Annotated in this window: 22 protein-coding genes; 5 read left to right on the top strand and 17 right to left on the bottom strand. The window is 58.0% G+C overall.

Annotated elements, in window-relative coordinates; genetic code table 11:
• Nucleotides 1–6: 6 nt before the first annotated feature.
• From GFB49_RS13565 to GFB49_RS13550, 4 genes are all read right to left on the bottom strand, one after another.
• Complete coding sequence (locus GFB49_RS13565; protein WP_153216425.1) at nt 7–882, bottom strand: F0F1 ATP synthase subunit gamma; 876 nt, start codon at nt 880–882, stop codon at nt 7–9.
• A gap of 14 nt (nt 883–896) precedes the next feature.
• Complete coding sequence (atpA, locus tag GFB49_RS13560; RefSeq protein ID WP_153216424.1) at nt 897–2438, bottom strand: F0F1 ATP synthase subunit alpha; 1542 nt, start codon at nt 2436–2438, stop codon at nt 897–899.
• On the bottom strand, nt 2439–2999 hold the full coding sequence (locus GFB49_RS13555; RefSeq protein ID WP_343032576.1) for a F0F1 ATP synthase subunit delta: 561 nt from the start codon (nt 2997–2999) through the stop codon (nt 2439–2441).
• Between the two features lie 332 nt (nt 3000–3331).
• Nucleotides 3332–4111 (bottom strand): class I SAM-dependent methyltransferase, encoded by a 780-nt coding sequence (locus GFB49_RS13550; RefSeq protein ID WP_153216423.1) that lies wholly within the window; start codon nt 4109–4111, stop codon nt 3332–3334.
• Nucleotides 4112–4172: 61 nt separating this feature from the next.
• Here GFB49_RS13550 and gloB point away from each other — a divergent pair, with 61 nt between their 5' ends.
• From gloB to GFB49_RS13535, 3 genes are all read left to right on the top strand, one after another.
• On the top strand, nt 4173–4940 hold the full coding sequence (gene gloB, locus GFB49_RS13545; protein ID WP_153216422.1) for a hydroxyacylglutathione hydrolase: 768 nt from the start codon (nt 4173–4175) through the stop codon (nt 4938–4940).
• A 194-nt stretch (nt 4941–5134) separates the two neighbouring features.
• On the top strand, nt 5135–7465 hold the full coding sequence (clpA, locus tag GFB49_RS13540; protein WP_343032575.1) for an ATP-dependent Clp protease ATP-binding subunit ClpA: 2331 nt from the start codon (nt 5135–5137) through the stop codon (nt 7463–7465).
• Between the two features lie 4 nt (nt 7466–7469).
• Nucleotides 7470–8438: a M23 family metallopeptidase gene (locus tag GFB49_RS13535; protein WP_153216421.1), complete on the top strand. Its 969-nt coding sequence runs from the start codon at nt 7470–7472 to the stop codon at nt 8436–8438.
• 104 nt (nt 8439–8542) lie between these two features.
• On the opposite strand, the gene GFB49_RS13530 is transcribed toward GFB49_RS13535, so the two are convergent.
• The 3 genes from GFB49_RS13530 to GFB49_RS13520 form a co-directional block, all read right to left on the bottom strand.
• The gene (locus GFB49_RS13530) at nt 8543–10918 is read right to left on the bottom strand and encodes a peptidoglycan -binding protein (RefSeq protein WP_153216420.1); all 2376 of its coding nucleotides are present in this window, start codon (nt 10916–10918) and stop codon (nt 8543–8545) included.
• 3 nt (nt 10919–10921) lie between these two features.
• Nucleotides 10922–12097 (bottom strand): biopolymer transporter ExbB, encoded by a 1176-nt coding sequence (locus GFB49_RS13525; protein WP_153216419.1) that lies wholly within the window; start codon nt 12095–12097, stop codon nt 10922–10924.
• 89 nt (nt 12098–12186) lie between these two features.
• Nucleotides 12187–12717: a gamma-glutamylcyclotransferase gene (locus GFB49_RS13520; protein WP_153216418.1), complete on the bottom strand. Its 531-nt coding sequence runs from the start codon at nt 12715–12717 to the stop codon at nt 12187–12189.
• 64 nt (nt 12718–12781) lie between these two features.
• Here GFB49_RS13520 and GFB49_RS13515 point away from each other — a divergent pair, with 64 nt between their 5' ends.
• Nucleotides 12782–13783 (top strand): DUF2125 domain-containing protein, encoded by a 1002-nt coding sequence (locus tag GFB49_RS13515; protein WP_153216417.1) that lies wholly within the window; start codon nt 12782–12784, stop codon nt 13781–13783.
• A gap of 109 nt (nt 13784–13892) precedes the next feature.
• On the opposite strand, the gene GFB49_RS13510 is transcribed toward GFB49_RS13515, so the two are convergent.
• The 5 genes from GFB49_RS13510 to GFB49_RS13490 form a co-directional block, all read right to left on the bottom strand.
• A complete protein-coding gene (locus tag GFB49_RS13510; protein ID WP_343032574.1) occupies nt 13893–14615 on the bottom strand; it encodes an extensin-like domain-containing protein in 723 nt (240 codons plus the stop codon).
• Nucleotides 14612–15526, bottom strand: coding sequence for a prephenate/arogenate dehydrogenase family protein (locus tag GFB49_RS13505; RefSeq protein WP_153216416.1), 915 nt, complete (start codon nt 15524–15526; stop codon nt 14612–14614). Before GFB49_RS13505 ends, GFB49_RS13510 begins: the two co-directional genes overlap by 4 nt.
• Nucleotides 15523–16620: a histidinol-phosphate transaminase gene (gene hisC / locus GFB49_RS13500; RefSeq protein ID WP_153216415.1), complete on the bottom strand. Its 1098-nt coding sequence runs from the start codon at nt 16618–16620 to the stop codon at nt 15523–15525. Before hisC ends, GFB49_RS13505 begins: the two co-directional genes overlap by 4 nt.
• Before the next feature lie 73 nt (nt 16621–16693).
• Nucleotides 16694–18343, bottom strand: coding sequence for a peptidoglycan-binding domain-containing protein (locus GFB49_RS13495; RefSeq protein WP_153216414.1), 1650 nt, complete (start codon nt 18341–18343; stop codon nt 16694–16696).
• Nucleotides 18344–18437: 94 nt separating this feature from the next.
• The gene (locus GFB49_RS13490; protein ID WP_153216413.1) at nt 18438–19859 is read right to left on the bottom strand and encodes an aminotransferase class V-fold PLP-dependent enzyme; all 1422 of its coding nucleotides are present in this window, start codon (nt 19857–19859) and stop codon (nt 18438–18440) included.
• A 102-nt stretch (nt 19860–19961) separates the two neighbouring features.
• Between GFB49_RS13490 and GFB49_RS13485 the strand changes: the two genes are divergently transcribed.
• Nucleotides 19962–20423: an Lrp/AsnC family transcriptional regulator gene (locus GFB49_RS13485; protein ID WP_153216412.1), complete on the top strand. Its 462-nt coding sequence runs from the start codon at nt 19962–19964 to the stop codon at nt 20421–20423.
• Nucleotides 20424–20435: 12 nt separating this feature from the next.
• Here GFB49_RS13485 and GFB49_RS13480 read toward each other — a convergent pair whose 3' ends face one another.
• The 5 genes from GFB49_RS13480 to iolD all read right to left on the bottom strand — a co-directional run bounded on the left by GFB49_RS13480 (nt 20436) and on the right by iolD (nt 25802).
• A complete protein-coding gene (locus GFB49_RS13480; protein ID WP_153216411.1) occupies nt 20436–21005 on the bottom strand; it encodes a PA14 domain-containing protein in 570 nt (189 codons plus the stop codon).
• Between the two features lie 197 nt (nt 21006–21202).
• Nucleotides 21203–21823, bottom strand: a complete 621-nt coding sequence (gene rpsD, locus GFB49_RS13475) for a 30S ribosomal protein S4 (protein ID WP_153216410.1) — start codon at nt 21821–21823, stop codon at nt 21203–21205.
• 215 nt (nt 21824–22038) lie between these two features.
• Entirely contained in the window at nt 22039–23100 is a 1062-nt protein-coding gene (locus GFB49_RS13470; RefSeq protein ID WP_153216409.1) for a Hint domain-containing protein, read from the bottom strand.
• Nucleotides 23101–23250: 150 nt separating this feature from the next.
• The gene (locus GFB49_RS13465; protein WP_153216408.1) at nt 23251–23757 is read right to left on the bottom strand and encodes a flavin reductase family protein; all 507 of its coding nucleotides are present in this window, start codon (nt 23755–23757) and stop codon (nt 23251–23253) included.
• A 209-nt stretch (nt 23758–23966) separates the two neighbouring features.
• The gene (iolD, locus tag GFB49_RS13460) at nt 23967–25802 is read right to left on the bottom strand and encodes a 3D-(3,5/4)-trihydroxycyclohexane-1,2-dione acylhydrolase (decyclizing) (protein ID WP_153216407.1); all 1836 of its coding nucleotides are present in this window, start codon (nt 25800–25802) and stop codon (nt 23967–23969) included.
• Nucleotides 25803–25804: the final 2 nt, after the last annotated feature.

Here is a 25804-nt window from a genome sequence, read left to right as displayed (position 1 = left end):
TGTCTCTTAGAGCGCCTCAGCGCCCGAAATGATTTCAATCAGTTCGCTGGTGATCACAGCCTGACGCGAGCGGTTGTACTCGATGGTCAGCTTGTCGATCATTTCGCCCGCGTTGCGGGTCGCATTGTCCATCGCACTCATCCGGGCACCTTGTTCAGATGCACCGTTCTCCAGCAGCGCCGAGAAGATCTGAGTGGCCACACCACGCGGCAGCAGGTCAGCCAGAATGGCTTCTTCGCTGGGCTCGTAGTCGTATTCAGCCGCAAGACCTTCGTCTTCGCTTGCCTCATAAGAGGCCGGGATGATCTGCTGCGCGGTCGGGATCTGGGTCACAACGTTCACGAACTCCGAGAAGAAGATCGTTGCAACGTCGAATTCACCCGCATCAAAACGCGTCAGCACGTCTTTTGCGATGTCCTGTGCATTGGCATAACCCACAGCCTTGAGGCCGGTGAGGTCTACGTGACCAACGAACAAGTCTTCGAAATCGCGTTTCAGGGCGTCGCGGCCTTTTTTGCCAACCGTAAGAACTTTTACGGTTTTGCCTTGGGCCTTCAGCTCATTGGCTTTTTGACGCGCCAGTTTCGCGATGTTGGAGTTGAAGCCGCCACAGAGGCCGCGCTCCGCCGTCAGGACGACCAGGAGATGAACCTGGTCGCTGCCGGTGCCCGCAATCAATTTGGGCGCGGTATCGCTGCCGCCGACCGAAGCCGCCAGCCCCGCCATCACAGCGTTGAACCGCTTGGCATAGGGACGTGCGTCTTCAGCAGCTTCTTGGGCGCGGCGAAGTTTCGCCGCGGCCACCATTTGCATGGCTTTTGTGATCTTCCGAGTGTTTTTCACACTCTGGATCCGGTTTTTAAGGTCCTTGAGAGAAGGCATGTCCTACTCTCTCCTTATGCGAAGTCAGCTGCGAATTCGTCGAGAACAGCCTTCATCTTTTCAACGGGCTCGCCCTTCTTGAACTTCGGATCTTCGGTTTGGATCCAGTCCAGGAAATCCGCCTTTTTGGCGCGCAGGAAGGTCAGAAGCTCTGCTTCAAAACGGCCTACGTCCTTGACGTCGACTTTGTCCAGGTAACCGTTGGTACCCGCAAAGATGACGCAAACGATTTCTGCGTTGGTCAGCGGCGCGTACTGCGGCTGTTTCATCAGCTCTGTCAGACGTGCACCACGGTTCAGCAGCTGCTGGGTTGCGGCGTCAAGGTCGGACCCGAACTGAGCAAACGCAGCCATCTCGCGGTACTGAGCCAGCGACAGTTTCACCGGACCGGCAACCGAAGACATCGCATCAGTCTGAGCCGAGGAGCCCACACGCGAAACCGACAGACCGGTGTTCACAGCAGGACGGATACCTTGGTAGAACAGTTCGGTTTCCAGGAAGATCTGACCGTCGGTGATCGAGATCACGTTGGTCGGAATAAACGCGGAAACGTCGCCACCTTGGGTTTCGATGATCGGCAGCGCGGTCAGCGAGCCAGCACCGAAGTCTTCGTTCAGCTTCGCAGAACGCTCCAGCAGGCGGGAGTGGAGGTAGAAAACGTCACCAGGGTAGGCTTCACGGCCCGGCGGGCGGCGCAGCAGCAGGGACATCTGACGATAAGCAACCGCTTGCTTGGACAGATCATCATAGATGATCAGCGCGTGACGGCCGTTGTCACGGAAGTGCTCGGCCATTGCGGTCGCCGCATAAGGCGCCAGGAACTGCATCGGTGCCGGGTCGGACGCGGTTGCGGCCACAACGATGGAATATTCCATCGCACCAGTTTCTTCGAGCTTTTTAACCAGCTGCGCAACAGTCGAGCGCTTCTGACCAACAGCAACGTAAACGCAGTACAGTTTCTTGTACTCATCGTCGCCTGCAGCTTCGTTGTAAACTTTCTGGTTCAGGATCGCGTCCAGAGCAACGGCAGTTTTACCGGTCTGACGGTCACCAATGATCAGCTCACGCTGGCCACGGCCGATCGGGATCATCGCGTCAACGGATTTCAGACCGGTTGCCATCGGCTCGTGAACCGATTTACGCGGGATGATGCCAGGCGCTTTGACGTCTGCAACGCCACGCTTGTCCGAAACGATCGGACCTTTGCCGTCCAGCGGGTTGCCCAGACCGTCAACAACGCGGCCCAGCAGACCGTCACCTGTAGGTACGTCCACGATGGAGTTGGTGCGCTTAACGGTGTCGCCTTCTTTAATGTCACGGTCAGAACCGAAGATAACAACACCAACGTTGTCGGCTTCCAGGTTCAGAGCCATGCCCATGATGCCACCGGGGAATTCGACCATCTCGCCGGCTTGGACATTATCCAGGCCGTATACACGAGCGATACCGTCACCGACGGACAGCACGCGACCGATTTCGGCCACCTCTGCTTCTTGACCAAAATTCTTGATTTGGTCTTTCAGGATCGCAGAAATCTCTGCAGCTTGGATACCCATTTATCCGACCTCTTTCATTGCATTCTGTAGAGAGTTGAGCTTGGAGCGGATCGAGCTATCGATCATCTTCGAGCCCACTTTTACGACGAGTCCGCCGATGATGCTTGCATCGACGCTTGCGTTAATCGTGACTTTCTTGCCCACGCGTTCGGCCAAAGTCTTGGCCAGCTTTTCGCTCTGGGTTTTTGTCAGCGCTTTGGCTGAGATCACTTCGGCGGTGACTTCACCGCGGGCTTCGGCCAGACGCGCACGCAGCGCATCAATCAGCGCAGGCAGTACAAACAGGCGGCGTTTTTCAGCCATCAGCGCCAGCGTGTTGCGAACAATGGGATCAACACCCATCTTTTCCGCAACAGCAATGATCGCTGCACCTTGTGCGTCACGTGAAACGACCGGGGAGTTGATCAGCTCAGACAGCTCAGCGCTGTCAGCCAATGCGGTGGCCAGGTCGTTAATGCTGGTTTCAAGACTATCGAGAGACTTGCTCTCTTCCGCGATCTCAAAGATCGCGGTGGCATAGCGCGCGGCAATGCCTGCGGAAATCGAAGCTGGTTCGGACACGTCCACCCTTCCGATACTTAGGCCCCGGTTGGCAGGCTTTCGCGCGCGTCCGGGGGCGTGAGTGAGCCCCCCGGTGTCGGCAGGGCATCAAAATCAGCGTGGATGTAGCAGAGCGTTACCAACCTATCAACTGCCTTAAAATCTTATTTCATTTATGCGACACACGTGTTTTCAAGGGCTTACCCAAACTGCGACGCTTTTACCCAAGATAAAGCCTTGAAAAACGTCACACGCATCCGACATTTTTCGTGATCTGTGTTCGCTAACACGCCTGAAAAACATGCAACCGGTCGTGAAACGCGTTCAAATCTCGCGCAATCCGGGAATCACATTTACAGGTCGCCCCGAACCTCTTCGCGCGCTTTCCACGCCAGTTCCGGTAGCGGATTTGACAATCCTTCAAGAACACGAATGCGGCCAGGGTTTCCAGATTTGATACGATTGCCCGACTGAGGATAGGATTGTTTGCGGACCTCGACCAAAAACACACCCCCGGCCAGAACCGTGGGCAGCCGACGCCCGACCCGTTCAAAGAGGCGCATCGACCGCAACCAGAATCGCTGCTCACTTGGTGGCAGATACAGCGCGGCGATATGGCTTTCGATCTCAAACTGATGGCTGCGCAGCTGGCTTTCCAATTGGCCCAACGTGTAAGGGCGCCCAAAGCCGAACGGCGTTTGATCCGAACGCACCCAAAGCCCCGCACGGTTCGGCACAATAAAGACGGCGCGCCCCCCCGGCCCCAGAACGCGAAAACATTCTTCCAGCAATTGGGTTGGCCGCTCGGAGGTTTCCAACCCGTGCATCACCACAAGCCGATCCACGTGACCTGTGTCCAATGGCCACTGGGTCTCTTCGCACAGGACAGAAACATTTGGTTGCCCCGCAGGCCATTGCATCACCCCTTGGGGGCCAGGCATTAGGGCGACAACCCGCCGTGCTGATTTAAGGTAGGGACGCAACAACGGCGCAGCAAAGCCAAAGCCCGCAACCGTTTCCCCTTCGACGTCCGGCCACAACTCCATCAGGCGCGTTCGGATGGAAGCCTGTGCGGCACGCCCCAATTTGCTTCGATAATAGAAGTTCCGCAAATCTTGAACGTCCAGATACATTGCAGCCGCGCACTCCTTTGGCCAAACTGGGCGCAGTTTAGCAATCTTGAGACGAAACACCATGCCCCTGGAAATCGTAACCCTGCCCTGTCGTACCGACAATTACGCCTTTTTGTTGCATAACAACGAAACTGGCGAAACTGCTTTGGTCGATGCACCCGAAGCCGCGCCACTGGAAGCTGCCTTAAAAGCACGCGGCTGGGGGCTCGACTATATTTTGATCACTCATCATCATGACGACCACATCATCGCCGTGGCGACACTGCGGGACCAATATGGCAGCACAGTCATCGGCGCTGCCGCTGACGCCCACCGCCTCCCCCCCTTGGATCAAGAGGTCGCGGACGGCGATGTTCTGAAAATCCTGGGCGAAGACATGCATGTTCTGGATGTCTCTGGTCACACAATTGGCCATATCGCGTTTCATTTCCCGGCCTCGAACGCCGCGTTTACCGCCGACAGCTTGATGGCCCTTGGGTGCGGGCGGCTATTTGAAGGCACCCCGGAACAGGCTTGGACCAGCCTTTGTGCTCTTGCCAGTCTGCCAGAAGCAACTATTGTATATTCAGGGCATGAATACACTCAAGCAAACGCAAAATTTGCCCTCACAATCGAAGCAGATAACCCGGCCTTGATCAAACGCGTCGCTGATATTGATGAAGCACGTGCCCAAGGTCGCCCAACAGTGCCATCTTCACTGGCACTTGAACGTGCCACAAACCCGTTTCTGAGGGCCGCTGAGCCTTCGGTAAAAGCGGCGTTGGACATGACAGATCAAGAGCCGTTGGCCGTGTTTACAGAGATACGGCGGCGAAAGGATAATTTCTGAGCCTCCGCGATCTGACGTAATGAAACCGGAGGTTTTGTGACCGCAAAATGAAAGAAACCTCTTGAAGCCGCCGCCAGATCAACCAAACTCTAATAATATGGAGACAAGGTTGAACGAAGGATCCTTGGTTAATAGATGCCAGAAGGCTTCAAACCGGCCAGGGATCCAGAAACCCAAGACAGAGGAGCACGCCCGTGCCTTCATTCTCGAACACGCTCGAACAGGCCATTCACGCAGCGCTGGCGCTGGCGAATGATCGACGTCATGAATTTGCAACGCTGGAGCATTTGCTGCTGGCTCTAACAGATGAACCTGACGCGGCCCGTGTCATGCAGGCCTGTAGTGTTGATCTCACGGAATTGCGCGCGGCTCTGTTGGAATTTGTGGATGAAGAGCTGGCCAATTTGGTCACCAGCGTCGAGGGATCCGAAGCTGTGCCCACCGCTGCTTTTCAACGGGTTATCCAACGCGCGGCGATCCATGTGCAATCCTCTGGCCGCACCGAGGTGACCGGTGCCAATGTGCTGGTTGCGATCTTTGCGGAACGCGAAAGCGACGCGGCCTATTTCCTGCAGGATCAGGAAATGACCCGTTATGACGCGGTGAACTTCATCGCGCATGGCGTGGCCAAGGATCCCGCCTTTGGCGAGAACCGCACCGTCAGTGGTGCCGAAGACTATGAAGAGACTTCGCAGCAGCCCCCACAATCCGAGGGCGGCGAAAAGAAAGAGAGCGCGCTGGCCAAATATTGCGTCGACCTCAACGAGAAGTCCCGCGATGGCGATATCGACCCGCTGATCGGCCGTTCACATGAAGTTGAACGTTGCATTCAGGTTCTGTGCCGTCGCCGCAAGAACAACCCGCTTTTGGTGGGCGACCCCGGTGTTGGTAAGACCGCCATTGCCGAAGGTCTGGCCCGCAAGATTGTCCAAGGTGAGGTTCCAAGTGTTCTGTCCGGCACCACCATCTATTCCCTTGATATGGGCGCGCTTCTAGCAGGCACCCGGTATCGTGGCGATTTCGAGGAACGGCTGAAGGCCGTCGTGACCGAGCTGGAAGACCATCCCGACGCGGTTCTGTTTATCGACGAAATCCACACTGTCATTGGGGCTGGTGCCACCTCGGGTGGGGCCATGGATGCCTCAAACCTCCTGAAGCCTGCGCTTCAAGGCGGCAAGCTGCGCACCATGGGCTCCACCACCTACAAAGAGTTCCGCCAGCATTTTGAAAAAGACCGCGCCCTGTCCCGTCGTTTCCAGAAAATCGACGTGAACGAACCTTCTGTGGAAGATTCGATTGCGATCCTCAAAGGTCTGAAGCCCTATTTCGAGGATCACCACTCGATCAAATTCACCTCGGAAGCGATCAAAACCGCGGTTGAGCTGTCGGCCCGTTACATCAATGACCGCAAGCTGCCGGACAAAGCCATTGATGTGATCGACGAAGCCGGTGCGGCACAGCATCTGGTGCCCGAAAGCAAACGCCGCAAAACCATCGGCGTCAAAGAAGTCGAGGCCGTCGTGGCCAAAATCGCCCGCATCCCGCCCAAGAGTGTCTCTAAGGATGATGCCGAAGTGTTGAAAGACCTGGAGAAAACGCTGAAACGCGTGGTCTTTGGTCAAGATGACGCCATCGATGCGCTGTCGAGTGCGATCAAACTGGCCCGTGCGGGTCTGCGGGAACCCGAAAAGCCCATCGGCAACTATCTGTTCGCGGGCCCAACCGGGGTTGGTAAGACCGAGGTGGCCAAACAGCTTGCGGATCAGCTGGGTGTGGAACTTCTCCGCTTTGACATGTCCGAATATATGGAGAAACACGCGGTCTCACGCCTGATTGGTGCCCCTCCGGGCTATGTCGGCTTTGACCAAGGTGGCCTTTTGACAGATGGCGTCGACCAGCACCCGCATTGTGTGCTGCTGTTGGATGAAATCGAAAAAGCCCACCCGGATGTGTTTAACATCCTGTTGCAGGTGATGGATAACGGCCAGCTGACTGACCACAACGGTCGCAACGTAAACTTCCGTAATGTGGTTCTGATCATGACCTCCAACGCCGGTGCCTCTGATATGGCAAAGGCTGCGGTCGGCTTTGGTCGCGATCGTCGCGAGGGCGAAGACACCGCCGCGATCGAACGCACCTTTACGCCGGAATTCCGCAACCGTCTGGACGCGGTGATCTCCTTCGGTGCCCTGCCGAAAGAGGTGATCCTGCAAGTGGTTGAGAAATTCGTCCTGCAGCTCGAAGCACAGCTGATGGACCGCGATGTCTCGATCGAGCTGACCCGCCCAGCTGCCGAATGGCTCGCCGACAAAGGCTATGATGAGAAGATGGGCGCGCGCCCCTTGGGCCGGGTGATCCAGGAACATATCAAAAAGCCGCTGGCCGAAGAGTTGCTTTTTGGCAAACTCACCAAAGGTGGCTTGGTCAAAGTTGGCATCAAGGACGGAAAACTGGATCTGCGCATCGAAGGCCCCGCCAAACCGCGCATCTCCGGCAAAAAGCCCCCCCTGCTGACAGCGGATTAAGCGAATGAAACAGGCTTGGGCAATTGCCTTTGCAACAACGCTCGCGCCCCCCTTGGGCGCGAGCGATTTTTTGTTGCACTGGCCCGTTGACTGCACCCTGGGTGACAGTTGCCACATCCAGCAATACGTGGATCACGACCCTGGCCCCGAGGCACAGGATTTCCGCTGCCAGGGCCTGACTTATGACGGCCACAAAGGCACCGACATCGCCCTTCCCACACTATTGGAGATGCACGCAGGCGTAGCGGTTCTGGCCGCAGCACCCGGAGTTGTGGCGGGCGTGCGCAATTCGATGGTAGATCAGCGCTACACGGACGCCCATGCTGACCAGATCCAAGGACGCGAATGCGGCAACGGTGTGGTTCTGAAACACAATGACGGCTGGGAAACCCAATATTGCCACCTGAAACAGGGATCCGTCTTGGTGGAACCGGGCCAGACGGTCGCCGCTGGCACCCCTTTGGGGGAGATCGGGCTGTCTGGGCAAACCCAGTTCCCCCATCTGCATCTCTCGGTGCGCAAGAACGGCGCGGTTGTGGACCCTTTTACACCTGAAGCCCTGGGCACAAGTTGTTCACAAAGCGCCGACACCCTCTGGTCGGACCCAGTTCCCTATACCCCCGGTGGCCTCCTTGCCACGGGTTTCAGCGCCACTTTGCCCGATTACGACGCTATACGCGCGGGCACTGCGGCGGCGGACACATTATCACCCGCGGCACCTGCTCTTGTATTTTGGGGCTACGCCTTTGGAGGTCGCCTTGGCGATCAATTGGAATTGCAAATTACTGGCCCGCAGGGCGCGTTCATTTCCCACACTGAAGAGCTCCCCAAAGCCCAATCGCAGTTTTTCCGCGCCGCAGGGCGTCGCCTGCGAGAGACCAACTGGCCCAAAGGGGAATACACCGGCACCGCCCGCCTTGTACGAGCCGGACAAGTGATCGATCAGGCTGTTACAAGCATCCTTGTGAACTAACGCGCGCCATCGCGCCTTGTGCGACAGCACAAGGCGCTACGCCCAACCAGTGCGTGACCCCCGCCAGGGAGTCAGCCGCACTGGGCGGGAGCGCCCCGCCCCTTTTATCGCTCGGTAAATTTCAACTCAATCCGCCGGTTCTGGGCCCGCGCTTCAGGCGTGTCCGCCGCGTTTACCGGTTGGAATTCGCCAAACCCATTGGCCGCCAGACGTTCCGGTGGCAGGCCCAGGCTCTCCACCATGTACCGCACCACGGACAATGCCCGCCCTTGGCTCAGCTCCCAGTTATCGGCGAATTTGGGGTGATTGATCAGCGGATCATTATCCGTGTGCCCATCGACGCGGATAATCCAGCCCAGTTCTGGGGGGATTGCAGCCGCAACGCTTTGCAGGATCTGCGCCACTTTTGCAATCTCTGCACGTCCCGCATCCGACAGATCCGCGCTGCCCGCGTCAAACAGAACTTCCGAGGCAAAAACAAATCGGTCGCCCTGGATCCGGACCCCATCCTGATTGCCCAGAACATCACGCAAACGCCCAAAGAACTCCGACCGGTACCGCGCCAGATCTTCGCTTTCCGCTTCCAAAGCCTCTGCTTTCAATGCCAGCGCCGCCGCCTCTTCTTCCAGACGTTTGCGTTCTTCTTCTTCCAGCAACCGCCGTTTGCGCTCCTCAGAGGCCGCGCGCGCCAGCGCCGCATTCAGGTCTTGGCCCAGGCTCTGCAGCTGTACGGACTGCGCCGCATCGCGCGCCTCATAATCATCCAAAAGCGCCTGCAGCCCCCCCAATTGTTCCCGCAGGGCCGACACTTGTTGGTTCAACAAGGCGGTCTGACGTTGGGCTTCGGCCGAAATATCCTGCTCTTCCGCCAGTGCCGCACGCGCCTGCGCCAACAAATTCGCGCGCTCCTGTGCCAGATCGCGGTTTTCTGCGGCAGCGGTCTCTGCGCTTTCTTTGTCTTCCAATGCAGCCAGCAAACGGCTTTGCAGCACATCCTCATCCCGCGCGGCCGCATTGGCACGTTCCAACTCTTCCAGGGCCATCAGTAGGCGAGCTTCCACTTCGGCCCGCTGGTCCTCGGTTGTTGTGGTGGAGGCGCGTGCAGCTTCCAAATCCGTTTTACTTTGCGCCAATTGCGCTTCAAGCCCTGCTTTTTCGGACTGGAACGCACGTTCCGCATCCGCGAGTTGCGCCCTGACACGGGCTTCCAAAGCCGCTTGCTCAGAGGCCGCATCTGCCAGCGCTTGCTCATAGGTCCGCGCGGCCGCATCCTGCGCATCCCGCAATCGGGCAATTTCAGCATCAAAGGCGCTTTGTGTCTGAACCGATTCCTCCGCCTGCTGTTGCAACTGGCGTTCCAGCTCTTGTTGGGTGCGCAAGGCTTCGGCTTGGGCCGCCCCCAAAGCGCTGCTCAAAGATTTCTGCGTCTCAGCCGCGCTCGTCCGGACCCGGTCCAATTCGGCTTCCAGACCGGACACCCGCGCAGCCGCTTCTGATTGCGCCACATCCATCTGCGCCAGCACCCGGGTCAAGCGCTCCGCCAGGATATCCCGCTCCTGTGCCTGGGCTTTGGCGGCTTCCAAGGTTGCCAAAGCCTCTTCCAGCTGTGTGTTCAACTGCGATTGCGCAGCCTCTGCGGCGGCCAACAACGTCAGCGTATCCTCTGCCTCCTGGCGCTGGCCTTCCAAAGCAAGCGTCATCGCGGTCAGTTCCGCATCTGCGTTTTTAAGTCGATCCTGCAAGGCCTGGGCTGCGGCGGCTTCGGCCAGGCGCGCGGCCGCTTCGCTGTCCAATTGTTGCTGCAGGTCCGCGATGGCCGCCGTTTGGGTTTCACCTTCCTGTTCCAAATCCGCGATCAGCGCCTCAAGCGCCTCCCGTTTGGCTGCGGCCAGCCGGGCAGCTTCCACTTGTGCATCAATCTCTTGCCGTGCCGAAGCTAATGCCAGATCCAGCGCTTCTTGCTCATTCAGCAATTCGGCCTGACGGCTCTGCAAATCATCGCGTTGTGCCGTCAGCGCCGACACTTGACGTTCCGCATCATCGCGGCTGGTGATCAAGGCGGCCACCTGCGCCTCAAAGGCGGTGATCCGCCCTTGGGCAATTTGCAATTCAGAAGCCGTAAGGTCCCGCTCAGCTGAAACCGCGGCCAGCTCCTGTTGGGTCCGGGTCAACTGCCCCTGTGTGCTGGTCAATGTCGCATTCAAAGCGCCCAATTGGGTCTGCAGCGCCGCGTTTTCGCTTTCTTCAAGCCCCAGCGCCTGCGCCAGCGCGCTGACCTCGCTCGCCAATTGTTCAAGCTGGTTTTCCTGACCAGAAATGGTCTCTTCCTGGCCTGAAATCGTCTCACGCAGCACAAATTGCACCATCATAAAAATGGTGAGGACAAACATCAGCACCAGCAAGAGGCCGGTCATGGCGTCCACAAACCCGGGCCAGATCGAGGCCTGGAACCTTTGGCCGGTTCGCCGTGACAGGGCCATGGGTTATGCTCCCTCGCCCGGTGTCGGACGTGGGCGCACACGCGGGCTGGCAAAAGCTTTGACCATCAAGTCGATATCTTTGCGCAGCTCTGCCAGACTTTCCTGACGGCCTGCGGAAATCTCTTCGAGGATGCGCAGCATCTGCACATCAATTGAGCGCAGACGCATCCGGCTTTCGGCGTCGATCCCGACGTCGCCCTGCGCCCGCATGATCTCAGCCAGCGCCTCTTGTCCAACAGCCACCCGTTCGATGGCGGCGGATAGAGATTCGGTCCGATCTTGGCGTTGATTCATGTCCGAAATCACCGTGATCAGCGCATCCATTTTCTGGTCGACCTCAGCCCGCGACTGCGCGGTGTCCATGAACATCACCTGCAGCGCTTCCATCTGCTCGGCCATTGTGTCCAGCACTTGGCTGACCGCACCCCCCTCTCCGGTGGCGTCCTCAGACGACAGGCTCACACGGGTGAAGGAGGAGAGCCATTCTTCCAGCTCACGGTAAAACCGGTTCTGACCGTGACCCGCAAAAAGCTCCAAGAGGCCCACAATCAAAGACCCTGCGAGGCCCAAAAGCGAGGATGCAAAGGCCACACCCATACCGCCAAGCTGAGATTCCAGACCGCTCATCAGGCGATTAAAGACGGCCAAGCCTTCTTCGCCTTCTTGTGGTGCAAGACTGCGAATGGTGTCCACAACCGCGGGAACCGTGGTGGCCAGACCATAAAACGTCCCCAGAAGACCCAAGAAAATCAGAAGATTAACAATATATCGCGTGATCTCACGCTCTTCATCAATTCGGGTGGCGACAGAATCCAGAATGGATCGTGTGGAGGACGAGCCCAGCTGCATCCGCGCGCCCCGTGAGCGCAACAGCGAGGCCAGCGGCGCCAGCATGGATGGCGGGCTGTCATCTTCATATGTTTGTTCGCTGGCAAAGCGTTCAATCCAGCGTACCGAACCGATCAGCTGTCCCACTTGCCAAAAACAGGCCAGCACCCCGATGACAAAGACAAACAGGATAAACCCGTTGAGCCAAGGATTGGCCTCGAACACGGGCAGTACCCGTGGCAGGGCGACAAAGGCCCCAAATCCAGCAAGCCCCAGTGCGATCAACATCATGATCACCTGGCGAACGGGTTGAGAAAACTGCGGTCTCGCCTCGCGCCCTGTTTGCGCCATAGGTTGTGGCTCCTGACACCTGTTACTGCTCGTTGTCAGGGGGCAGACTATAAGGAAAGACCTAAAAGCGCCAAGTGTTTATGACGTGTTTATGCGGTCAATCCGCGCACCCGACGTGCCAGCCAGTTGAGATCCTCGTCTTCCAACCCAATTTCCGCCAGATGCGCGGCTGTGTTGTAGAGATATTCGGTATTGGGGCCGCGCTGTCCGATAGCGCGGGCGATCACTTTGGCTTGTGTTTCAAGCGGCATGCCACCGCAATACTGTACATGGGCGGGATCCACCACATAAGTCACCGCTTGAACTGTGCGCCCATCGGCAAGTCGAACATCCAGATTGCGCTCCAAGTAGGCCGATGAAATCAATTCCCGCTCACGCAGTTCTGCCAACGTCACCTCTTCGTGGCCCGGTTCCACTGCCAATGCCATACCACTGCATTGCGCGTCCGTTACCTCGTCCAGGGCCAAAACAAGCCCTGGGTTTTCTTCCGTTCCACGATGATGGATTGACCACATGCAAAACGACCGCGCATAACCGTGCAAAACAGCAGTGCGCTGTTCGGCCACCGGGAACCCCGGGTTCCACAACAAAGATCCGTATCCAAATACCCACATCGTCATGTCGCTGGTCCTTTCTGACCGCTCCTTATAAACAACATTTCTGAACTGCGAAAAGAGGGCTGTTATGCGCAAACTGCTGAACTGGCTGGTGGTCGGGGCCATTTTGTGGAGTGGCTATTGGGGCATCGCCGCCTGGGCTCTGCACCAAGGGGTCTCTGCGTGGTTCATTGAACGCACGCGTCAGGGTTGGTTGGCCGAACATGATGGCCTGGGCAGCAGCGGCTACCCCCTGCACCAAAAGCTTGAAATGACAAGGCCAGTTCTTGCGGATCCGGGCACCGGAATCGCCTGGCGGGCGGATTGGCTGTCCCTGAACAGCGCGGCCTTGTCGCCGCTGCAGCAACGGTTGCAGTTTCCCTCAACTGCGCAGCGGATATCCTATTTTGATCGGACGCTGGTTCTGACTGCTGCTGATATGAAGGTCGCGCTGGATCTGGCTCCTGGTCAAGCCCTGGCCCTTGACGATCTGAACCTTCAGACCGGCACTTGGCGAGTGCAGGAGGCCGGGCTGGACCTGGCGGCCGCGCAATCTGCCGAGCTGCGGATGACCAAAACCGCAGCGCCCGAAACCTATGCGCTCACGTTAGCACTGCCTGACTTGTCTCTTCCTGCGCTGCAACGCTCTTACCTAAGTGGCAACGACGGTCTGCCCGACAGGTTTGAGGCCTTCGAGCTGAGAGCAACAGTGCAATTTGACACCGCCTGGGATCGTCGCGCCCTTGAGCTTCACAGGCCACAGCCGCAGCGGGTCGAACTGGACAGCGTCCGCGCCCAATGGGGGCCTATGCATTTGCGTGCAGCCGGGTCTTTGACGGTGGATACCGGCGGCATTCCGACCGGAGAGATCATGATCCAAGCTCAGGATTGGCAGCAAATGCTCACCTTGGCCGAACATTCCGGCCTGTTGGCTGCTCATATGCGCGGCACTCTGGAACAGGTGCTTGCGGTTCTGGCCGGACGCGGCGGGCATCCGGACCGGTTGGAAATGCGCCTGACCTTCGCACGGGGCAACATGATGCTGGGGCCACTGCCTTTGGGCCCCGCCCCCAGGTTCATTATTCGCTAATCGGTAATTGTGTCGCGCACATTGCGCCGCAAGGCGCGATGCTTGGCCCAAGGCTGTAATGGGCCGCAAGGCCCCTTCAGGCGCGGGAGCCCCCCCGCCTTCATGGGGGTCACCGGCAATAGGGTCCCCCCCGGTGACGGGCGGTATCCAGATGGAAGTGATCCAGATGATAGCGATCTGAACGCGGCCCCAAAACGGTCCCAAACGGACCACAGGCTGCGCGCCAGGCTTTTTCCAGCCGTTTCCGCGTCTTACGGCTTTTCCACCCGTCCAAAACGGTCACAACCTCGCCACCCTTTAATATAAAGCCCGAGATATCGATTGCCTTGGCGCGCCCATGTTCCGACAAACGTGCACCGGGCCGGTTGTTGCGCGTGCGACAGGCATAATGCGCGGCAACCCGCAGCCCTACAACATCCTTGCGAAACGCCGGCTGCACACCATTTTCCACCCAATCTTTCAACGCTGCCGCCGTCTCACATGTCATTACAGACTGTTGGCTGAGGGCCACACCAGAGACCGAACGCACGCGAACCGCATCGGTTGCGCCGCAGCCCTGAATATGTCCAGAAACGGCGCCAACCGGCTCCCCTTGTAGGTCCGGATCCCCGCAAATTGCCGCCCGGCGACGTTTGCGCCTGCCAAACAACACTGGCTCCAGCACGCCACCTTGCCCGATCGTCTCACTCCAGTCAGCTGCACCAATGTCAGTAGGCAAGGCCCAGGCGACGTGGGCGCGGTTTGATGCAGCCGGCTGCGCGTGGGTGATGTCCGGCAAGCCCAGTGCGAGAACTAGGCCAAAGAGGCCACCGTGACGCCAGACCCTCTTCACGATTCACGCCCAAAGTTCGGCGCATCGGTGTCCTGCCCAGCTTCAATAATGCCGCGGCGAATGGCACGGGTACGCGTGAAATAGGCGTGCAGATGATCACCGTCGCCCGTGCGAATGGCGCGCTGCAAGGCAAACAGCTCTTCGGTAAACCGCCCCAAAATCTCAAGCGTGGCGTCTTTGTTTGTCAGAAACACATCGCGCCACATGGTTGGGTCCGAAGCTGCAATCCGGGTGAAATCACGAAACCCAGCCGCCGAATATTTGATCACTTCACTGTCCGTGACCCGTCGCAGATCATCGGCCACGCCAACCATCGTATAGGCGATCAAATGTGGCGCATGCGAGGTCACGGCCAGGACCAGATCATGATGATCGGCGTCCATCTCATCCACATTTGCGCCCATCCCCTCCCACAGGCTGCGCAAGCGTGCCGTGGCCTTGGGCTCGGTGCCTTCCACTGGCACCAGAATGCACCAGCGATTGTCATAAAGCTCGGCAAAGCCCGCCTCTGGCCCCGAATGCTCGGTTCCCGCCAAAGGGTGCGCAGGGACAAAATGTACCCCATCTGGCAAATGCGGCGCCACCGCCTCGATCACATGTTTCTTGACCGATCCCACATCTGACACAGTTGCGCCGGGTTTTAGGTGCGGCGCAATCTCTGCCGCAACCGCGCCCATGGCACCAACAGGCACACACAGCACCACCAGATCCGCGTCTTGGACCGCGTCAACCGCACTGTCACAAACCCGGTCACACAGGCCAATACGGCGTGCGGTTTCGCGGGTCTCCGCGCTGCGGGCAAAGCCGGTCACTTCACCGACCAGCCCCCCGCGTTTCATCGCCCAGAACATCGAGGAGGCGATCAGCCCCAGGCCAATCAGCGCCACGCGCTTATAGATCACTTCGCTCATGCGCGCGCGCCTTCTTTGAAGTCTTTGATACCAGCGGCAACGGCGCGGCTGCCTTCCTCGTCTCCCACGGTGATCCGCAGCGCTTCGGGGATGCCATAACCTGCAACTTTGCGCACAATGATGCCGCGCGATTGCAACAGCGCATCACAGGCTTCGGCCTCGTCCTGGTCTGCAAATCGGGCCAGAATGAAATTGGTCTGGCTTTGATCACAAGGCACCCCAACAGCCGCCAGCTCTGTCACCAACCAATCCCGCCACTTTGCGTTTTCAGCAACGCAAAACGTCAGATACTCCCGGTCGCGCATCGCCGCCTCGGCCGTGGCCAATGACAAATTCGACAGGTTAAAGGGCTGACGCACCCGGTTCAGCACATCAATGATGTCCCGCGCGGCATAGCCCCAGCCAACCCGCAGGCCGCCCAGGCCGTAGGCTTTGGAAAACGTCCGCGTCATCACCACATTGGGGTGTTTGTTAACCAAGGCAACCCCGCCGTCAAAGGACACTTCGGGGCGCACAAATTCTGCATAGGCCCCATCAATGACCAGCAAGATATGCTTGGGCAGGCTTTCCGCCAGACGGGCAACTTCGCTTTCTGGCAAAAGCGTACTGGTTGGATTGCCGGGGTTGGTCAAAAACACCAGCCGCGTGCGATCTGTGACGCCGTTCAGGATCTGGTCCACATCCACCTGACGCTCTGTTTCGGGAACACAAACCGGTGTGGCCCCGGCCTGACGGGCCAGGATCGGGTACATCGAGAACCCATGTTCCGTATAGATCACCTCATCGCCCGGCCCCGTGTAGGACTGGGTCAGGAACTGCAGCACCTCGTCACTGCCGACGCCACAGATCAGACGGTCCGGGTCCAGCCCATGCACCTCAGCAATGGCAGCACGCAACGAGGCATGGTCGGTCGACGGATACCGATGCAGATCCGGAGCTGCCGCCTGCGCTGCGGCAATTGCCTTGGGGCTGGGGCCAAACGGGTTCTCATTCGCGCTCAGCTTGAGCACCCGCGCCTGGCCCGCCACATGAGACTTGCCCGCCTGATAGAGGGCAATGTCCATAATTCCGGGCTGCGGTGTGATCTGCGTCATATGCTTGGGCTCCTTTTATCGCACCAGTCATATCGACACCACAACAAATGGAAAACCCGCAAGACTGCGCGTCCTACCCCGCTTTGGCCATTTTTTTCAGTTCCGCATCCGCTTTTTTCTGGATCATCGCCGCAATCTCCTTGCGCAGGTTGGCGTCTTTGCGCATCGCCTCTTCCATGGATTTCTGCATGGATTTGCCGGATTTGCTGCCGTCAGATCCACCCAGAATATCGTTGGCGAATTGGATGATCGTTTTGCTGTTCACGGAATCCGCAATGTCCTTATAGATCTTGGGCCCGTGTTTTTCCGCAAATGCGTCTACGACATCCGCGCCGTATTTCTTGGCCAGTTCCTTTTTGACCATGCCATCCATTGTCGAAGGGATCAGTTTTTTCAGCATCCAGTTCTGCGTGTTTGACATATAATTGCCTGCAAACTCGCTGACGTTTTTCATTGGTGCCGCTTTCATCAAACCACCGGTCAGCGTTTTGACAATGCCATCCAGAACTTCTTTCTGATTGGGGGGGCGGCCTTTTTCGACCAAAGGTTTGAACAGCATGATGGTTTCTTTGGCTGCGTTATTGATCAGCTCTTGGCCAACCGCAGTTGTGAACATCTTCTCCATAAATTGGGTGAGCGCTTTTTGCGAAAAGGTCTGGAACGCTTTGGACGGCAATTGCGCCGCAACCTTGCCCGCAACCCCTTTGAGGAATGCACCGCCCAGCTTTCCGCCCGCGGCACCGGCCAAAGCCGCAAAGAAGGTATCGGTGGCAACCTTCTTGGCTGCGCCCTCCCATGTCACCTTGTTGCCTGCCAAATATTCACCAAGCTGACCGGCGCTCGATTTCATCGCTTCGGTTCCGGCGCTCGCAATGGCATGGGCTTTCCAGGGGTCCATCCCCTTGGTCGCCATCAGACGGGCGGTTGCATAGACCTCGATCACGGTAAAGGAGGTCTCGCGTACAATTTCTAGCGTAAAGATCGCATTGCTTGCGGTGCCGATCCGGGCGTCGATGAACTTCTTGAACGCCTTTTGCCCGTCATTATAGGCTTTGGTCGCCTTGGCATCCTGCTTCTGGACCTTCTTCCAGTCCGGCCGGTCCCGTTTCACCAAAGATTGCAACGAAGAAGCTTCGGACCGCGCTTTCAAAATGGCGCTCCACGGCGGATCGGTGTCACTGTTGACGGTCGACATGGTGAACTCCACGATCGCCATCATCATGCCTTCCTCGGCCTGGCGGGTTTTCTCAACATCGTTGCAGAAATCCACCCAAGTTTCGGCCTGGCCATACATCATATTGGCTTTGGACAAGACCTCATGCCGCAGGGCTTTTTCTCCGGCCAGGAATTCATTGACCTTGACCTGTTTGGTCTTGCCCTCTTCCTTGATCTCATAAACCTCGACTTTCTGATCCTCAGCCAGCTGTTTTTGCAGCTTGGGCAGACCCGTTTTCCAGGTGCCAAGGCCCGGATCAACAATTCCGTCGGGTTTCTTGTATCCCACTTTCTTGGACTGAAAATCCCGGATCAACTTGATCAGCCCAGCATCACATTTGCCGGAAATCTGAATATTGGAATACCCGTTCGCTTTCAGCATCAACTGCACCAGCTTAACATCAGCCGGTGCGTTTTTAACCGGCTTGAACTTACTGGTGCCGGTCTTGGGATCACTTTTGGTAATACGTTTCTTATCCCCCACAGGGGCGGACAGACTGAGCGCCATAACAATGCTCCACACAAAAACAACATGGAAACTCTGCCATGGCGCATACAGGCTGTCATCACTGTGTTACGGGGAATTTCCCGCCTGATGCGGCCTAACCCGCCGCTTTGAAGCGTGCCGTTGTTGGATCCGCCTGATAAAATTGAACATGGTGATGCGCAGTTTCCGCCAGTTCGATCACACTGTCGAGAATGTATTTCACTGTGTCTTCAGACATCAAATAGGAAAAGTTCAACCGCACCCAGCCGGGTTTATCCAGTTCACTTCCGGCATCAAGACGGGCAATCAGCAAGTTTGAGCTCTGCGCGTCGATGTTCAACAAACGATGCGCATAGGGTCCCGCACAGGCGCAGCCACCGCGGGCCTGAATACCGTAGATATCGCTCAACATGCGCGTAAACAGCTGCTGATGAATCGCAGCCCCGTCACGATCACTGATCTGGAAGGAAAAGATCGGCAGCCGCGGGGCCGTCTCATGGCCAAGAATCGTAATCTGAGGATGGTCGCCCCAGGCGTCGCGGGTCATCTGGACAAATCGGGCCTCGGTTGTGGCAATTGTTTTATGGCCCACCGCCTCTTTCACCAAAAAGGCAAGCGCCGCCCGAATGTCGCCGATCACATTGGGCGTTCCCGCCTCTTCTCGCGCGGCAAGATCGTCGCTGTAGTCATGCCGCCACGGCGAGACAAACCGAACCGTTCCGCCGCCGGGCCAGCTTGGCGTTTGCCGCCGCACCGCAGATTGATTCACGATGAACACACCCGATGCCGCCGGCCCTCCCGGAAACTTATGAGGAGAGATCACCACCGCGTCTTTGCGCACCGCACCCCTGCCCCCCATATCGATGGGCAGATAAGGCCCCGCCCCTGCATAATCCCAGATCACGCGCGCGCCATACGTGCGAAGCAGCCGGGACACGGGATCTGGATCGGTGATGATCCCGGTGACATTCGAAGCTGCCGAGAAGCTGCCGATCATCAGATCGCTCGTCTTATGAGCCTTCAGAGCCTGCTCCAACGCAGCCAAATCCACGCCGCCACTTTCACCTTCGGGAATCTCAACCACTTTGGCCCGGCTTTCGCGCCAGGGCAGGATGTTGGAATGATGCTCATATGGCCCGATAAAGACGACCGGGTTCTGCGCCTCATTCACACCAAAAAGGTTCACCAGACGGTTTAAACCAGCTGTCGCCCCCGATCCGGCAAAGACCACCACATCCTCCTCCATCGCGCCGCAGGCTGTCCCAATCTCTGCCCGGGCGGCGCGGCGCAACTGGGTGACGTATTCACCGCAAAAGGACGCCTCTGTATGGGAGTTGGCGTAAAACGGCAGAACCTTCGTCGTGATAAAATCCTCCACGACCTTCATCGCACGGCCCGATGCCACATAATCCGCATAGACCAAGGGCACATCCCCGGTAAGGCCGGGGATCATCACACCTTCACCGATGAGATCATTGCTGAGGGTCTCTGCCGAAACATATTGCGCAAGCTTGGCCTTGAAGGCGGAAAAGGGCATTGGGGCACTCCATCGTGTTTCCCTCATTCTGATCGCCAAAGACGCAAATAGTTCCCTCAATTTCATATTGCTTTTCGTATTTGTTCGTTCATATGATTGGGAATGCCCGAGAATATCGATCATATCGACCGCGCGCTTTTGAAAGCGCTGCAAGCGGATGCCAGCCTCTCCCAACGGGAATTGGCCGATCAACTCAATCTGTCACAGAATACCTGCTGGCGACGGCTGCGCACATTGGATGAGCGTGGCGTGTTGCAGGGAACCACAGCCCGCATTGACCGGCAGGCTTTGGGATTGGATCTGGTCGTCTTTGTGATGTTGCGCACCCGCCATCACTCAGCAGATTGGCTGGCCGCCTTCCGCCGCCATGTCCTGACCATCCCTGAGGTGGTGGATTTCCACCGGATCGGTGGCGATTATGACTATCAGTTGAAAGTCGTGACGCAGGATATGCCCAGTTATGACCAAGTCTACCAGCGGCTCATCGCGGGTGTTGAGCTGGACAGCGTCACGTCCTATTTCGCGATGGAAGCCATAGCGGAAGGGCGTCCCCTTCCGCTGTGACTGGAAGGTGGCTTAGTGACCAAAAGCTGAATCGGGCATCCACTTTGGACGTTTGCCCTCAGGTCCCATGCGCATATGCAAACAGGCTGTATTCATGCGTTGAAAATACAGCGCTTGCAGTGGATACCATCCCGCTTTTGGGACCTCGACCTCAACCGCAAAGGTTTCTTCGCAGGGCTGACGGCCATCAAACTCGCCTACGACCTGCCCACCGATCGTGGCCCGCAGCCCGTCGTTGGTCAGGAAATCGATGGTATAGCGACCCGGCGCATCAAAACGCACGAAGCCGCTGATGTCGGCCACAACACGCTCTGACCGCGATGAAGTCATCACGTTTTCACCGATGTCCGTATCGCGGTGATCCAGCCCGGCCAACGGCGCTCCCTTCTCTACTTTGTACCGCAGAGCGTTTGCGGCCTGTTTCAGGTTTTTCACATCCGCAGGATAGGCATAGCGCACACCCAAGCCGGGCTTCAGATTGCTGGGCTGTGGGTTTGCCGGTTGCAGCACCAGCGGCGCAGCCATAGCCAATTGCGCGCACATACCAAACGCCAGGCTCAGCCCCATCGTCAAACGTTTCATCGTAACTCCCTAAATGTCTGGGCATTTTACATGCGGCGACGCCGCCAGGATGCCTCTAATCTCAATTGTCGAAAACTTTATGAAATTTAGAGTGGACTTTGCAATCCCGTTAATTTCCTGCCCGTGCCCAAGGCCTGTAACGCAAAAAGGGCCGCCCCAAGGCGACCCTTTCGAAACTCTGTCGATGTCGGCGAAGATTAGTTCTTCGCGTAGAATTCAACAACCAGGTTTGGCTCCATAACGACCGGGTAAGGAACGTCGGCCAGAGAAGGTGCGCGCACAAAAGTCGCGGTCAGCTTGGCGTGGTCAACTTCCATGTAGTCCGGAACATCACGCTCGGGCAGCTGAACAGCTTCCAGAACGATCGCCAGTTGCTTGGATTTGTCGCGAACCGAGATCACGTCGCCTTCTTTGACGCGATAGGACGGGATGTTCACTTTCTTGCCGTTTACTTCCACGTGGCCGTGGTTCACGAACTGGCGCGCCGCAAAAACGGTCGGCACGAATTTCGCGCGGTAAACAACAGCGTCCAGACGGCGCTCCAGCAGGCCGATCAGGTTTTCACCAGTATCGCCTTTTACGCGCTCAGCGTCAGCATAGATGCGACGGAACTGTTTCTCGGTCAGGTCGCCGTAGTAGCCTTTCAGCTTCTGTTTGGCACGCAGCTGGATACCGAAGTCGGACAGTTTGCCTTTGCGGCGCTGACCGTGCTGGCCAGGGCCATATTCACGACGGTTCAGCGGGGACTTCGGACGGCCCCAGATGTTTTCGCCCATACGGCGGTCAATTTTATACTTGGCAGCGGTACGTTTAGTCATACGCTGATCTCCTTCGATATATCGAGGCCCGAAAAGGCCACTATGAAGGGCGTTGTCCTCTTGAACGAACTCAAAGCTTGCGCCTTGAACCACATCCATGACAGGCATCCCCTTGCGGGGGCCACCAACACCAATGAAGCCGCGCTTCTAAAGGATTGCGAGCCGGAGTCAACCGGTTTCCGGACCAAAACCGCAATTTGAACCTCAGTCCGCGGTCACGCCACCTCTTGCAGCAAAATCGCCGCCTCGGAGCGGGTCAAATTGCGCCGCACAAAGGATCCAAACCCCATCGGGTTCTCCATCACATCCGGCAGCTCGGTCACAAGCCGTGCGCGATCTTTTTCGTCCAGCGCGTCAAGTGAGGCCGACGCCGGGTGAAAGCTCTCAGTCTCGACACCATTGGCCCAGATCACCTGATGCCCTTCCAAGAGCAAGTGAACATAGGTCACCTGCCGCACATCATGATCCACAATGACAGTGCGATCATTCACCAGATCACGGGCAGCCACCATAACTTCGGGCGTGCCAAACAAGGCCTGTACATTGCCGCCCTTGATCAAAAGCCGATGTTCGGGAGAGACCAGCAATTCTTCTTCGGGGCGGTCGATCCCCAGCGCCCCAGCGCGCAAACGAATGGGCCTGAGCGATGGCATGACGTACAGCCGCGCGCCGCTCATCCGTCGTCCGCCGACCCAACGCAAGGGCTGTGGCCCATTGTCCCGTGTCAGCAACAGATCACCTGCACGCAGGTCTTGCACCAACCTAGGCCCCGTTGGCGTTGCAATCTGTGTCCCAGGTGTAAAGCAGATGACGCCGTTTTGTTCGGGCGCTGCGCCAAACCGTATCGGGTCCAGGGCCACATGCACGACCCACAACTCGGTGTTACGCGGCGGCGCATCGCCAAAGAACAACAACAAGGGCGCGGTGTTGCGGCCAACGTCAATTAACGTGACCGAAAAGCTGTGAACCCCATTGGTGACTACAAAACAGCTGTCGCGCATCAGGGCATCATCCCGTGCGGTCTCCGCAGCTGAGGTTTGCCCCAAGGCTGTGCCCACTAGTTTGCGCACCACATGCGCCGCGCGCGTCCGGCGCTCAGTGTCTGCCTTTGCCTCATCCCATCGCAACGCAGAGGCCGGGCCATCGACCCGCACCGCATCGCCGTGCCACATCCAAGCTGCCCCAACTTGTAATGTGTCGGGGTTCGCCGCCGGAAGGCCATCGATATCTGTTTGCGACCAGGAGATAACAAACGCGCCGTCAAAGCCCGTTTCCATCTGCTCTTGTCCTGCCTCAGTTTTATTTATTAACCCTTTGTTAACAAAATTAACTGATTCCGACCATTGTCGCTTGTGATGATTTTATGGACCGTGTCGCCGAGGCCGCAGTAACAACACCGCCGTTTTACTGCTTTGGATGTTTCTGCCTTACGTGTCCCGCGCAAAAGTTCCGGCATCGCCATTAAAGAACGCCAGCGCCTGGCCCTCTTCACGCAGCGAGGCCTGTAAGACCTCTCCGACAAAAATCACGTGGTCACCACCGTCATAAGCCGCATATCGGCGGCACTCAAACCGGGCTAGGGCACCGTCCAAAACCGGCGCCCCTAGCGCGCTTTCACGCATCCCCTGCCCCCGCAGGCAATAGGCATCCCCAGCCACCTTCCAACACAGTTCTTGCTGGGTAGAGGCCAGAACATGCACAACAAAATGCTCTGCCGCTTCAAAATACGGAAACCGGCGGGCTGCACGATGCGCGGACCATAAAACAAGCGGCGGATTAAGTGATACGGATGAAAAACTGTTTGCAGTAATTGCAACAGGCCCATCCGCATGTCCAACGGTCACCACAGTCACCCCGGTTGCGAACCGACCAAACGCATCACGCAACAGGCGCGTATTTTCGCCGTTTGGCGTGAACTCGGTCTCAGAGGTCATTGGTTTTCTTGGCTCATACAAAGGGCTGCTGCTCCGGCACTGAATATCACTAATAGCCACCTAAATCAGAAATCATCCAAACTGACCAGAGCGGGTCCGTTCGAAACATACAAGAAACCACCGGAGCAATACCAATGCGCCGGTGGTTCTCCTTATGAAGGATCATAGACAGAAGGGATGTCTAGGCGCTTAACGCCTGTGTCGCGTGATCAATTCAATCGCCGCAGCATCGCCGCCTCATAGGCTTTGCGCGCCTCTTGAACCTCTTGGCGATTGGACACTTCGGGCACAGCCACATCCCACCAATGCCCGCCATCCGGCGTAGACGGATAAGGATTTGTGTCGATCACAACCACATATGGCCCGTCCGCAGTTTGGGCGCGGCTGAGCGCCTGTTCCAGCTCGGCGATGGTTTTGACCTTCTCAGACGTGGCGCCCATGGCGGCGGTATGGGCGACAAAGTCGATGTCGGAGGGGTTCACATGGTAGCTGTGTTCCAAGAGGTTGTTGAACTCTGCCCCACCGGTGCCCATCTGCAGCCGGTTGATACAGCCGTAGCCGCGGTTGTCGGTGATCACCAGGGTGATCTTGATCCCCATCATACAGGCGGTGGCCAGTTCCGAGTTGGCCATCATGTAGGACCCATCTCCGACCATGCAGATCACGTCACGCTCGGGCTGGGCCATTTTGATGCCCATGGCGCCTGCCACCTCATAGCCCATGCAGGAATAACCGTATTCCATATGATAGGCCCCGGGGCGCGGCGCTTTCCAGAGTTTGTGCAATTCGCCGGGCATGGTGCCTGCGGCACACATCACCACGGTGTCCTCGTTTGAGGCGCGCTGCACCGCGCCGATGACCTGCTGGTCGGTGGGCAGCGCATTGGCCGCCTCCCCTGCAGGCGCGTCACACAGCGGATCCACAGCGGCAAACCAGCTGGTTTTCAGCTCTGGCGACGGCGCCTTGAACACATGTGTTCCCAGGGCCGCGCTCAGCTCTGCAAGGCCCACTTTGGCATCTGCCTGCATGGGCAGAGCGCCGTGTTTCACCGCATCATAGGCCGCCACATTGAGGCTAACGAGCTGGCGCTCCGGGTTCTGGAACAGCGCCCAGGAGCCGGTGGTAAAATCCTGGAACCGCGTGCCCACACCCAGAACCAGATCCGCAGCCGCGCAGACCGTATTGGCCGAGGACGCCCCCGTCACCCCCACCGGGCCGAGGTTCAGCGGATGATCCCAGGCCAGCGCAGATTTCCCCGCCTGGCTTTCCACCACCGGGATCTGATGCGCCTCGGCAAAGGCTTTCAGATCCTCGGTTGCGCCCGCGTAATGCACGCCGCCCCCGGCCACAATCACCGGGGCTTTGGCCGCCTTCAGCGCCGCGGCCACACGGGCCAGCTCACCCGCATCAGGGCGGATGCGACGCTGATACCAGGTCTTGGGCTCAAAGAACGCCTCCGGGTAATCATAGGCTTCGGCCTGCACATCCTGACAGAACGCCAGGGTCACCGGGCCGCAATCGGCCGAATCGGTCATCGTGGCAAAGGCGCGCGGCAGCGCGGTCAGCAGCTGCTCGGGCCGGGTGATCCGGTCAAAATAGCGGCTGACCGGTTTGAAGCAGTCATTGGCGCTGATGGTGCCATCGCCAAAATCCTCGATCTGCTGCAACACGGGATCGGGGCCGCGGTTGGCAAATACGTCGCCGGGGATCAGCAGCAGCGGCAGCCGGTTCACATGGGCCAGCGCGGCGGCGGTCACCAGATTGGTGGCGCCGGGGCCGATCGAGGAGGTCACCGCCATGGCGCGCTGACGCCCCGATTGTTTGGCATAGGCAATCGCCGCATGGGCCATGGTCTGCTCGTTATGGCCACGCCAGGTCTGGAAGGTTTCGCGCGCGTCATAAAGCGCCTCGCCAATCCCGGCCACATTCCCATGGCCAAAGATCGCCCAACAGCCCGCAATAAAGGGCTCTCCGGTCTCGGTCAGCTGCGCCTGAAGATAGCGCACCATCGCCTGCGCCGCTGTCAGTCGGATCGTCTTGCTCATCG

Origin of the sequence: Tritonibacter litoralis (assembly GCF_009496005.1) — a bacterium.
Classification (GTDB): domain Bacteria; phylum Pseudomonadota; class Alphaproteobacteria; order Rhodobacterales; family Rhodobacteraceae; genus Epibacterium; species Epibacterium litoralis.
The sequence above is the reverse complement of the archived record's forward strand: the minus strand, read 5'-3'. Positions and strand labels throughout refer to the sequence as shown.